This is a genomic window from Brockia lithotrophica (genome assembly GCF_003633725.1).
Taxonomy (GTDB): Bacteria; Bacillota; Bacilli; order Thermicanales; family DSM-22653; genus Brockia; species Brockia lithotrophica.
Genome location: NZ_RBIJ01000003.1, coordinates 137,996 through 149,581, shown reverse-complemented (window position 1 = coordinate 149,581; position 11,586 = coordinate 137,996). Strand labels below are relative to the sequence as shown.

Below are 11,586 nucleotides of genomic sequence, written 5' to 3'. Positions count from 1 at the left end.
ATGCCCCTCGTCTTCGCCCAAGAGCTCAACAAGCTCATCGAACTCGAGATCGAAGGCGGCCTTGGCTGAGCTCAGGCGTGCGTCGCTCCCGCCTTGTTTGCGAATCCCTCGGCTTCTCAAAGAAGCCGAGGGATTCCCTTTTTGTGGCGGGGAGATGCGGGAGGTTTCCTCCGCCGTCGCCTTTCTCGGACGCGCGGTGCATAGGATTTCTTGCAAGGGAATCGGGTGGGGGGAAAGGCCGTGCGGCAGAGGAAGCGGTGGGGGATCGTCGCCTTCCTTCTCCTCGCCTCTGCCCGGAGCGGGCGCCAAGGATTCCCTTCCGGGAAGGTGAGCGGTCAGCGGGTTTTTCCCTTCTTTTTCCTCTCGAAGCCACATGCGCAGGTGAGGGGCAGGGTCTACAGCATATTCCACGTGTCCGTTCCAGCGGTAGAGTCCGTAGTGGATGTGTGAGGAAACTTTCCCTGCCTAGCCGGGGCTGGGTCACGTCTCGGTTAGCGGTATAAATTGGATCTCCTTCGAGTGGGCTGATGTCAAAAGTTTTGCATCACCTCCTTCAGGGTGGCTGTCTCGGAAAACGAGCTTGGAGCCGGCATAAGTCGGGTCATCGATCTGAAACTGAAATGCTTTCGAGACGCCATCCACTCCTCATGCTGCTTCCCGAGCTCTGCCCCTATGAGTCGCAAGACATCTGCCACATTGAGGAAGATCCCGACGACTTCTGTCTCTTTCTAGAGCGCCGCCACCTGAGGATGCCGAACTCGAAGCACCTCAGCGACCTGTCGGAAAACGCTCACGGGGCAACGCCTGACTCGGCTGAGTAAAAGTGTTTTGGACCTCACTTTTTACACAACTATCCGAAAATTTAACCATATCTTCTTCATCAAATCCTCATCGTTTCTTCATCAAACCTTTGCCGTCTCTTTACCGAGAGTTAACATAGCCGTCGTACAATAGGCATGCTGGAACCGGTATCACACTACGCCTTCCCGTCTCTTGCGCTACGAGCCCAGGCTGGCAGACAAGGAAGGGGGACAGTCCGTCGTGCGTATCGTGCTGTTTGGCGATTTTCATTTTCCAATACTTGCCCCATCGGGACGATTGGGCGGATCCCCCTGCGCTTCGATTGATCCTAGAGGGGCGACCGGTGTTAAAGCTCACCCGGCAGCATCTGGCGAACGTCGTTCCCTGGCTGAGTTTTTCCGGCGGCAACAGCCTGGAGGCGGAAAAAAATTCGGATGAAAGCCACAGATGCCATCCTAAGCGGCAAAAAATCGATGTCTTCCGCTTTGGAAGAGGACGTCGAAAAAATTCGCCGCCTTTACGGCTCAGTTTCGTTGAAACCGGTCGGTAAACATCCTTGGGCACCGGTAAGGATCAGAGATTGATCGAGGAGGTTGAATCCATGAAGCGACGCGTGGCCCTTCTTGTCGTGCTATTGCTGGTCGTGGGACTAATAGGGGCGGCCTGCGGTCGTCCAGCGGAAGAGGCTTCTTCTCAGGCGTCGACGTATTCCGGCGACAGAAACACAACTACCTCTGGAAAAGGGAAAGTGATTATCGAATACTGGCACGTCAACTCTGAAAACTTTGGTGGACCTGCAGTTCGGGAGTTGGTCGAACGGTTTAATAAGGAACACGATGACATCCAGGTCGTGGAGAGATTCCAACCGAACATGTATCTTGGACTAATGCAAAATCTACAGTCTGCTTTGGCTGCGGGTCGACCGCCGGCGGTCGCGCAGATCGGTTATAACTTCTTGCGCTATGCGGTAGACAACTTCCCCCATCTTTCGATTGAAGAAGCGGCGTCCCGCGATCCGCAGGGGCAGGCGTTTTTGTCCGATTTTCCGTCCAACATTCTGGATCTCGGTCGGGTTAACGGAAAGCTGGAAGGCATGCCGTATTCGATTTCGAACCCCATTCTGTACTACAACGCGGATCTGTTCCAAAAAGCGGGACTCGATCCAGAAAAACCGCCGAAGACGTGGGCGGAGGTGCGGGAAGCGGCGCGAGTCATCCGGGAGAAGACTGGCGCATACGGGCTATATCTTCAGGAACCAAGCGATTTCTGGGCACAGCAGGCACTGATCGAGTCTAACGGCGCCCGGATGTTGATCGAAAAAGATGGGCGTCTTGTCGCGGGATTTGACAGTCCCGAGGCGATCGAAGCGTTTCAGCTGTACCAGGATCTCGTTTTGAAAGACAAGACAGCACTTCACGCGACGTGGGATGAGGGTTCCGAGGCGTTTGTTCAAGGGAAAGTCGCCATGTACATCACGACCATCGCGCGGCGAAATTACGTCGAGTCTAAGGCTCAATTTACCGTCAAGGGCGCGCCGTTTCCAACGTTCGACGGAAAACCGCGCCGCATCCCTGCTGGCGGCAACAATCTCTTCATCTTTGCTCAGGATCCGAAGGAGCAGGAAGCGGCTTGGAAGTTCATTAAATTCTTGCTTTCCCCAGAAGCGATCACCGTCTGGACCAAGGGAACGGGATACCTCCCAGCACGAAAAGGCGTCGCTGACGACCCGCGCTACTTGAAAGACTTTATGGATCAAAACCCGCTGATGAAAGTCGCTGTCGCGCAGCTGCCGGACGTTGTTCCGTGGGTTAGCTTTCCCGGAACCAACGGACTTCAGGCGGAGCAGGTGCTTTTGGATGCCCGCGATGCCATCCTAACCGGGAAAAAGTCTCCAGAAGAAGCCCTTAAGGAGGCGGCCGAAAAAGTCAATACGCTGATTCGCTGAGGGGCGAGACCATGCGTGCGTTCAAGCAGTGGCGCTCACCTCGGACAACGGGGTGGGTCCCCTTCATCTTGATTGCGCCGGCGGCGCTTCTTCTCGGAGTGTTCGTATACCTTCCTCTCGGGTACACGTTTTATCTAAGTTTTTTGCGGTGGAACATGATCAGTTCCGTGAAAAAATGGGCCGGTCTGGCGAACTACTCCGCTGTGCTCAACGCTCCAGAATTCTGGATCGCGCTAAAGAACACGGTTATTTACACCATCATTCTTTTTGGGATCGTATTTGCCCTCCCGTACTTTTTGGCCTACGGGATGGCGTTCAGAGCTCCCAGAGTGGGGAAATTACTTAGAGGACTTTACTTTCTGCCAAGCGTTCTGTCACTGGCCGTCGCTTCAATACTATACTTATGGCTTCTTCATCCATTAAGCGGCCCTATCGCTCGATTCATTTCGCTTTTGGGGCTCGACTCTCCAGCATGGTTTTCCTCTTTCGGCTGGGTGATTGTCGCTATATCTCTAATCACAGCCTGGAAAATCTTTGGGTACCATCTGATCGTATTTTTGGCAGGTATGACCGGTATTCCTAGAGAGCTTATCGAAGCGGCCCGCATCGACAACGTGTCGCCCTGGAAAATCTTCTGGCACATCGTTCGACCGCTGACATCGGCCACCGCCCTGTACGTCCTTGTGCTTACCGTGGTGATGGGAACGCAGTACGTATTTGTACCAATTCAGATACTAACTGGCGGCGGACCCGACAAGGGAAGCACCAATCTCATTTTCTTCACCTACCAGTATGCATTTCAGTTTTTCCAAACGGGGCGGGGTGCGGCCGCTGCAGTGATGGTAATTTTTATCTTTGCTGCATTTCTTGTCCTTCAGAAAAAAGTGCTTGAAAAAGGGGTATACTATGAGCATGAGTAAGGCTATCGGTTCGCCGGCTGAGGAGATTCTGGGGATCGGGCTTATTCAGGAAAGGAAGCCGAAGCGAAGGTTCGCTATGTTCGAGGCAGTGGTGCTGGGAATCCTCTTTTTGCTTGTTGCAGTTTGGACTGTATTTCCGGTGCTGTGGATGATCGGTGCTTCTTTGAAGACGAACGTCGCCATCAGCAACGATCCGCTCAGCCTCTGGCCTGCTCGGCCGACGCTCGAGCATTATCGTTACGTTTGGACGCAGGTCCCTTTTGCTCGATACATCGTAAACACTTTCTGGATTAGCTTAATTGTGACGGTTGCCAAGCTCGTAACGAGTGTCCTCGCGGCGTATGCATTTTCGTTTTATCGCTTTCGGGGGCGAGATGTGCTGTTCTACGCGCTTTTGCTGACCGCTTTTGTCCCTTTTACCGCGACGATGATCCCCAATTATTTGATCGTCGCTCACCTCGGGCTTCTCAGTTCGGTGCTCGGGGTGGCGTTGCCGCAGCTTGCAGATGGGCTTGGCATTTTTTTGCTGCGACAAGCGTTTAGGAGTGTGCCCCTTTCTTTTTATGAGGCGGCCCTGATGGAGCGCATCGGTACACTCCGTATTTTATGGTATGTCCTACTGCCGCTTGTGCGACCGAGCTTGGTGGCGCTTACCATCCTTTTTTTCATCAACACGTGGAATGAGTATTTTTGGCCGTTTCTCATTTTAAAGGAAAAAAGTTCCTATACCTTGCCAATCGCGCTCCAGATGTTTACGAACCTGGAAGGCGGCATAAACTGGGGGGCTATGATGGCGGCTTCTACGCTAACGTCGCTGCTGCCACTTCTGGCATACGCTTTGGCGCAGAGGCAAATTATGGAAACTTTTCTGCACTCCGGTGTGAAAGGTTAGGCTTGCCACTACCACTAATGGAACGGGGGGAACAAACCTTGTCTCTGACGAAATCAGCGGGGGAAATCGATCGGCGTGGCGAAATTCGCCTCGAGAACGTGGGGAAGCGATACGGTTCAGTGACGGCCGTCGAGGGGCTGACCTTTACCGTCGAACCGGGCGAGCGAGCCGTTCTTCTCGGTCCTTCTGGCGGTGGCAAGACGACGACGCTTCGGTTGATCGCCGGTCTGGAAAGCGTAGATACTGGTACGTTGTACCTCGGCGGCCAGCCGGCCAACGATCTGGATCCGGGGTTAAGGGACATCGCCATGGTTTTTCAAAATTACGCCCTCTATCCACATATGACGGTCTGGGAGAACATAACGTTCGGGCTTCGCATGCAAGGGGTCCCTCGGGCCCTCATTGAGACCCGCGCCCGAGAAGCGCTTCAACTTTTAGATTTGGAAGGGTTGGAAGATCGCCTGCCGCGGGCGCTGTCCGGTGGTCAACGGCAGCGGGTGGCCCTCGCCCGGGCGATTGTAAAACGGGCACCGATCGTGCTGATGGACGAGCCGCTTTCCAATCTAGACGCCCGGCTGCGCGTAAAGGCTAGATCGGAGATCGTCCGTCTGCAAGAGAAACTCCGGTTTACACTTGTCTACGTGACACACGATCAAACGGAGGCAATGACGATAGGAACGCGTATCGCCGTTCTGGCCGGAGGGCGCCTCATGCAGTACGGAACTCCGAAAGAGGTGTACGAGAGACCCGCCAATCTATTCGTAGCCGGATTTATTGGCACTCCACCGATGAATCTCATCCATGCCCAGGTCGAAGGTGAGTCCCTTCGTTTCGAAGAACGTCCAGAAGTTTCTGTACCCCTTCCGCCAGCAATAGCTTCGGCTTTGGTGGACCGAAAGGTAGGTTCGGTCGTCATCGGCATCCGGCCGGAGGAAATTCGATTTATTCCAATTGTCGGGACGGAAGCGGCGTTTCGGGACCACGAGCCAGATGGCCCGTGGACGGTTCGCATCCCGGTTGACCTTCGCTTTGTAGAAGACGTTGGCCGGGAGCAATATGTGTACGTTGCTTGGGGGCGAACTGAGGTGGTAGGGGTCGTTCCGGCGGGTAGGATTGAAGTGACGTCTCGCATGCTCCTCGTATTTTCCTGGCGGGACGTTCATTTTTTCGATCCGAAAAGCGGGGAAAATCTCGGCCTTCACTGGACCGGGAAAAATGTGCTGCACTCCGTTTGGAGTATGCGAAGTTCAGACTAAACGAATGTTGAAACCTTGTTGCGTTATTTTGATAATAGTCGGGAGCCGGGGCAGCGACCGCCGCTAAATCGTCGGCTGCCCAGATGCCGGCCGACTCGAAAGAGCGGAAGACAGCCGAGGATCCCAAGGGCGGCGAATACGCCCTCTTTCGTTACCAACCGTTTGCTCCGTCCGTGGCGGAGGCGTTTTGAGTCTCTGGCTTCGACCTGTGGCCCGCGAGGTGCCCCTCGTCTTCGCCCAAGAGCTCAACAAGCTCATCGAACTCGAGATCGAAGGCGGCCTTGGCTGAGCTCAGGCGTGCGTCGCTCCCGCCTTGTTTGCGAATCCCTCGGCTTCCCAAAGAAGCCGAGGGATTCCCTTTTTGTGGCGGGGAGATGCGGGAGGTTTCCTCCGCCGTCGCCTTTCTCGGACGCGCGGTGCATAGGATTTCTTGCAAGGGAATCGGGTGGGGGGGAAAAGGCCGTGCGGCAGAGGAAGCGGTGGGGGATCGTCGCCTTCCTTCTCCTCGCCTCCGCCTACCTCGCGCTCTTTCAGCTCGAACGGCGCGTCGCCCCCGTCGTGCAGGATGCCGCCGAAGTGCGTGCCCTGCAATGGGCCCACGAGTCCTTGCAAGGCGCGCTCAAGGACATCGTCGCCGACGACGAGCTCCTCGGCGACATCTTCCTCCGACATACGAACGCGTCCGGCGAGCTCGTCGCCGTGAGTTTGGATTCGCGCGCCGTGCTCCGCCTCGAGTCGCGCGCCTACGAGGGGGTCAACGCCTACCTTGCCGGTCTCGGGAAAAAGGAGATCCGCGTTCCCGCAGGTGTGGCCACAGGGCACGAGCTCTTTGCCACCGTCGGCCCGCTCGTTCCCGTCCACGTAATTCCCGTGGGTGCGGCGGAAGTTACCCTCCTCCCCACCGTAGAGGAGACGGGAATCAACAACGTCCTCCTCACCCTGTACCTCGTCGTTCGGGCCCACGTGCGCGTGGTCGTCCCCTTTTCCGGAAAGGTTGTCCTCTTCGAAGACAGGATTCCCGTCGCCCAGGAGCTCATCGTGGGCAAGGTGCCCGTGTACTACTTCCACGGGGGAAGCGTCGTTCCCCTGGTTCCTTCGCCTCCTCCCGGAACGGGCACCAAGGATTCCCTTCCGGAAAGGTGAGCGGTCAGCGGGTTTTCCCTTTCTTTTCCTCCCGAAGCCACATGCGCAGGTGAGGGGCGGGGTCTACAGCGTATTCCACGCGTCCGTTCCAGCGGTAGAGTCCGTAGTGGAGGTGGGGAGGAAACTTTCCCTGCGTTCCTGGAGGGCCGTACCCCGAGGACCCTACGTACCCGATGACGTCTCCGGGTGCGACGATCTTGCCCACCTCGATTCCTTTGGCAAATCCGGACAGGTGGGCGTAGTAGTGGTAGAAGTTCTGCAGGTCGCGTATGCCCACGCGCCAGCCGCCCAGGCGGTTCCATCCTACGACTTCCACGTAGCCGTACGTCGCGGCGCGCACGGACGTACCGTAGGGAGCAAAGATGTCCACGCCTTCGTGGATCCGCCTGCCGCCGAAGTGACGTGGCGCGCCGAAGTTCGCTTGAAGGGTGTAGCGCGAGCCCGGCGGGAGGACGAACACGTGCCGGTGAAGGTCGAGGCGGCCGAAGGTGGCGTATATGCGGGCGAAATTGGGGACGACGTCGCACGCCCGTCCGTCGCCGAGGATCTCTTCGAGGGCAGAGCAAAGTGCGTCTTCGCCCTCGGGACCGCCTTCCCCCATGCGTTCCCGCAGGAAGGTGGCTACGGAAAAGAGGCGGTCCATGGGGTCGTCGGGGTCGGCAAAGCCGTCTCCATTGGCGTCCCTTCCCTTTCCGCCAAAGAAGTCGATCGTCGCCTCGTCTGCAGAACCAAAGGAAGGGTTTCCCACGCCCGAAAAGAGCGGCGGGGGAAGCCGGACGGCGACGAGTTCCTTTTCGCCCTCCCGCCGAAGGGAGCGGGCGTATTGGTCCACCGCCGCGAGAAGCGTCCATGGGACGTGCGTCATGGCTTCTGCGGCCACGTAGAGCTCCATTCGCGCTTCGTATACGTCGCCTGCATCTTGCGCGCGTACGTCTAAGGCTCCGGCGGGTTGTGCGCCAAAGGAGGCGCTTCCGAGGAGCGCGACGACGATACCCGCGGCCATCGTCTTTCTCAGGGGTCCGAAAGGTTGCACGCCGCTCACCTCGGAGGGGATAGGGGTGCGGGTCGTTTTTATTTTTTCCGCCCTCTCCGCTATAATGAGGCGGACGGCCGCACGAACGGCAAAGGGTCTTCCTTTCGGGGGCAGAGGACGTCGATTCGACTTACGGCTCAAGGTCGGGGGCCGAGGGCGGCTTCCCCGCTTTCCCTTTTCCCTCCGAAGGAGACTGACGGAAAAGAGGAGGATGCCATGCTTCCCGGGGAGGAACGCAAGCCTTCCTGGCTCAAGGTGACGCTGGCGGCCTCGCCGATGCTCGGAGAGGTTCGGCGGACGCTTCGGGAACTCCGCCTCACCACGGTTTGCGAAGAAGCCCGGTGTCCAAACCGCCAGGAGTGCTTCGGCTCCGGTACGGCCACGTTCATGCTCCTAGGGGACGTGTGCACGCGGAACTGCAGGTTTTGCGCGGTGAAGACGGGAAGGCCTGCCCCACCGGATCCGGACGAGCCGCGTCGCGTCGCCGAAGGCGCGCGTCGTCTGGGTCTTCGCTACGTCGTCCTTACCTCCGTGGCGCGGGACGACCTGCCGGACGGCGGAGCCGGTCACTTTGCCGAAACCGTGCGCGCCCTCAAAAGGGCGATCCCAGGCGTCCGGGTGGAGGTGCTCGTGCCCGACTTCCAAGGAGACCGCGAGGCGCTCTGCACCGTCCTCACCTCGGGCGTCGACGTGTTCAACCACAACGTGGAAACGGTACGCCGCCTCACGCCTTCCGTCCGCGCGCGGGCGACGTACGACCGGTCCTTGTCTGTCCTCGCCGCGGCGAAGGCGTGTGCCCCGCACGTGCCCACCAAGTCCGGTTTCATGGTCGGCCTTGGGGAGACGCCCGAGGAAATCGAAGAGCTCCTCCGGAATCTCCGGGACGCGCGGGTGGACCTCCTCACGGTCGGGCAGTACCTCCGTCCCACTCCGGCCCAGCTTCCCGTGGTGCGCTACTACGCTCCCGAAGAGTTCCGCGAAATCGCCCGCAAGGCGTACGCCCTCGGGTTTGCGTACGTCGCTGCGGCCCCTCTCGTGCGGAGCTCCTACCACGCGCACGAAGGGTACGACGCGACGCGGGAGAGGGAAGGTGCGAACGCAGGGGGCGGGGAGGGGTGACCTACGCCTCGGGGAGGAGCCGCTCGAGGGCATCCCGCCACGTGGGCGCCTCGGATGGGGAGATCCCCAGCGGGATCGCCCACTCCTCGTCTTCACGCAGGTCGTCGCGGTCGAGGAGGGCGGCGCGCCCGGTGAGGAGGTTTACGACGACCGCCTTCCCCATGAAGAACTCGCTTTGGACGACGACGAAGTCGGCGCGCGTCCCATCTTCGGCAATCGCGCCGAAGGCGCGGAGCCGGCTTTTCTCTTCTCGATCGTAGAGGACGTCCACGAAAATCCCTCCCGCAAAGAAAATGGAGATAAGGAGGTGCGGGGGTGGTGCGAGAACTCGCCCGTCCCGGTGTGTTCTTCGACCTCGATGGGACGCTCGTCCGGGAAGGGTCGGCCCTTCCCGGTGCGCGGGAACTTCTGCTTTGGCTCGAGGCGTCCCGCATTCCCTTTGCCGTGCTCACGAACAATTCTACGCGCCATCCCCGCGAGGTCCAAGCGCGCCTCGCGTCTCTCGGGATGCCGGTGCCCCCGGGGCGGATCGTCGCCTCAAACACCGTCCTCGCCGCCTACGCTCGGGAAAAGGGCTGGGGGGAGCGCGTCTTTGTCGTAGGCGAAGCCGGGCTTCGCGAGGCGCTCGAAGAAGAAGGGTTCGTCCTGGTCGAGGAGGATGCGGATTTTGTCGCCGTAGGTCTCGCGCGGTCGGCGACGTATGCGGACCTCGCCCGCGCGCACGCGCTCATCGAGCGGGGGGCGATCTTCGCGGCGACGAACCGCGATCGCCGCTTTCCCCGCGAGGACGGATCGTTTTCGCCGGGGAGCGGGGCGATCCTCGCCTTCCTCGAGGCGTCCACCGGCGTCGAAGCCCTCGTCGTCGGAAAGCCCCACGAGCCCATGTACCACGTCGCCCTTCGGGCCATGGGGGGAGAATGCCGGCCGTGCGTCCTCGTGGGGGACAACCTCCTTACGGACGGCCTCTTCGGCCGCCGCTTCGGCATGCGCACGTACATCGTCGGCACCGGCGTCACGCCGCCCTCCGCTTTGGCCGGGCTTCCTGCGAACCTCCATCCCGCCGAGGATCTTTGGGCCGTTCGCCGCGACCTCGAGGCCTTTTTGGCCAACCTGTAGCCGTTCGGTCTTTCTCTTTCTGCTCCGTCATAGGCTAACTCGGGGGGATGGAGATGTCCGTACCGGCAGACCTCCTCCGCTACCTCGAACGCCACGGAGCCGGCCGCGTTGTCGCGGTGCAGTCAGGCGAAGGGGGACATCGGACCGTAGGCGAGGCGCTGGCGCGCCTCCACCTCGCATCCCGCGGATACCCGCTTCCCGGGCGCTCGCCGCGCGTACGCTTTGGCCGCCTCATCCCGGGTTGGGTGGAGGTGCTTCGGGAAGCACGGGCGTTTGGCGAAACCTTGCGTTCGTCGCCCCCGGAATCCGCTTGGCCGCTCTTCGAAGAGACGTACGCGTACTACCACCAGCTCGCCCAGGCGGCCCTGTACTACCTCCTCGACCACGGGTACGAGAGCTTGTCTCAGGAACTTCGGCGGTACGGCGTTCTCGCCCATCAGATGTTCGCGCCGCGGCTCGTCGCATGGGAGGACGGCCGGGTCGTGTTTCTCGCCCCCGATACGTGGCGCTTCGACGTCCCGACGCGCGACGTCGCCCACTACGTCCGCTACGTCCTTGCCGAAGAAGGCCCAAAATCGGCGCTTGCGTTTCTCCGCGGGTACGCGGAAGTGCGCCCCTTCGTGGCCGAAGAGGGGCCCTTCGTCTACGGAATTCTCCTCTTGCCTTACGAGTGGGTCGAAGCGTACAAACGGTACCGCGACAGAAATGTCCGCGAAGCGGAGGCGCGCCTCGCCGCCCGCGTACACCGCGAGACGGAATGGGCGGAAGCGGTGCGTGAGTTTCGAGAGGCGTGCTCCGCCTTCGGTTGGGACGTCTCCCCGATTCCTTGGTTTGAGGCAACCCGCACAGTAGGGTGAAGCACCCGGGTGCGGGGGTGTTTCCTTCGGGAGGTCAATCCGAATGCACGTGGCGCTCGTTGCCGCCCTTCTCGCCGTCACGTTGGCGCAGACGCTCAAGGTCTTCCTCTATCGCGTGCAGTTCGGCTCGTGGGACTTGAGCCTCGTCTTTTCCGCGGGAGAAATGCCAAGCGCCCACTCCGCCGGAGTGAGCGCTCTGGCGACGACGTTTCTCGTCCTCGACGGGCCAGCCTCGGCGAGCTTTGCCATAAGCGCCGTTCTCGCCGTGATCGTCATGTACGATGCGGCGGGCGTGCGGCGTCAAGCCGGAGAACATGCCATGATCTTAAACCGTCTCCTCGAACGCCTTGCCCAGTGCTTTCCCGAGGAAGAGGACAGGATGGACTTTCTGAGGCTCAAGGAGCGCCTCGGCCACAGACCCGTCGAGGTCGCCGCGGGCCTCGTTCTCGGTGTCTTGGTCGGTTTTCTCCTCGGGTCGAGCGGGCTGCGGGCGTGGCCTTGACG

At 59.9% G+C, this 11,586-nt stretch carries 11 protein-coding genes; 9 read left to right on the top strand and 2 right to left on the bottom strand.

The features are described from left to right. Nucleotides 1-1,402: 1,402 nt before the first annotated feature. The 5 genes from C7438_RS05965 to yunB all read left to right on the top strand — a co-directional run bounded on the left by C7438_RS05965 (nucleotide 1,403) and on the right by yunB (nucleotide 6,957). Complete coding sequence (locus C7438_RS05965; RefSeq protein ID WP_121444443.1) at nucleotides 1,403-2,746, top strand: ABC transporter substrate-binding protein; 1,344 nt, start codon at nucleotides 1,403-1,405, stop codon at nucleotides 2,744-2,746. Between the two features lie 11 nt (nucleotides 2,747-2,757). After that, nucleotides 2,758-3,666: a carbohydrate ABC transporter permease gene (locus C7438_RS05960; protein WP_121444442.1), complete on the top strand. Its 909-nt coding sequence runs from the start codon at nucleotides 2,758-2,760 to the stop codon at nucleotides 3,664-3,666. Then, on the top strand, nucleotides 3,653-4,558 hold the full coding sequence (locus tag C7438_RS05955) for a carbohydrate ABC transporter permease (protein ID WP_245956531.1): 906 nt from the start codon (nucleotides 3,653-3,655) through the stop codon (nucleotides 4,556-4,558). Before C7438_RS05960 ends, C7438_RS05955 begins: the two co-directional genes overlap by 14 nt. 17 nt (nucleotides 4,559-4,575) lie before the next feature. Continuing rightward, the gene (locus C7438_RS05950; protein WP_121444441.1) at nucleotides 4,576-5,814 is read left to right on the top strand and encodes an ABC transporter ATP-binding protein; all 1,239 of its coding nucleotides are present in this window, start codon (nucleotides 4,576-4,578) and stop codon (nucleotides 5,812-5,814) included. Nucleotides 5,815-6,276: 462 nt separating this feature from the next. Further along, on the top strand, nucleotides 6,277-6,957 hold the full coding sequence (gene yunB, locus C7438_RS09150; RefSeq protein ID WP_170143599.1) for a sporulation protein YunB: 681 nt from the start codon (nucleotides 6,277-6,279) through the stop codon (nucleotides 6,955-6,957). A 4-nt stretch (nucleotides 6,958-6,961) separates the two neighbouring features. On the opposite strand, the gene C7438_RS05940 is transcribed toward yunB, so the two are convergent. Continuing rightward, the gene (locus C7438_RS05940) at nucleotides 6,962-7,990 is read right to left on the bottom strand and encodes a M23 family metallopeptidase (protein ID WP_211322102.1); all 1,029 of its coding nucleotides are present in this window, start codon (nucleotides 7,988-7,990) and stop codon (nucleotides 6,962-6,964) included. A 216-nt stretch (nucleotides 7,991-8,206) separates the two neighbouring features. Between C7438_RS05940 and lipA the strand changes: the two genes are divergently transcribed. Continuing rightward, nucleotides 8,207-9,109 carry a lipoyl synthase gene (lipA, locus tag C7438_RS05935; RefSeq protein WP_121444438.1) on the top strand — a complete coding sequence of 301 codons (903 nt, stop codon included), beginning with the start codon at nucleotides 8,207-8,209 and terminating at the stop codon, nucleotides 9,107-9,109. A gap of 1 nt (nucleotide 9,110) precedes the next feature. Here lipA and C7438_RS05930 read toward each other — a convergent pair whose 3' ends face one another. Beyond that, on the bottom strand, nucleotides 9,111-9,380 hold the full coding sequence (locus tag C7438_RS05930) for an SAV0927 family protein (protein ID WP_170143598.1): 270 nt from the start codon (nucleotides 9,378-9,380) through the stop codon (nucleotides 9,111-9,113). A gap of 44 nt (nucleotides 9,381-9,424) precedes the next feature. Here C7438_RS05930 and C7438_RS05925 point away from each other — a divergent pair, with 44 nt between their 5' ends. From C7438_RS05925 to C7438_RS05915, 3 genes are read left to right on the top strand one after another with little or no spacing between them, the layout of a single operon-like run. Continuing rightward, nucleotides 9,425-10,225 (top strand): HAD-IIA family hydrolase, encoded by an 801-nt coding sequence (locus C7438_RS05925; protein WP_121444436.1) that lies wholly within the window; start codon nucleotides 9,425-9,427, stop codon nucleotides 10,223-10,225. Nucleotides 10,226-10,278: 53 nt separating this feature from the next. After that, the gene (locus C7438_RS05920; protein ID WP_121444435.1) at nucleotides 10,279-11,082 is read left to right on the top strand and encodes a YutH/CotS family kinase-like spore coat protein; all 804 of its coding nucleotides are present in this window, start codon (nucleotides 10,279-10,281) and stop codon (nucleotides 11,080-11,082) included. 43 nt (nucleotides 11,083-11,125) lie between these two features. Further along, on the top strand, nucleotides 11,126-11,584 hold the full coding sequence (locus tag C7438_RS05915) for a divergent PAP2 family protein (protein ID WP_121444434.1): 459 nt from the start codon (nucleotides 11,126-11,128) through the stop codon (nucleotides 11,582-11,584). Nucleotides 11,585-11,586: the final 2 nt, after the last annotated feature.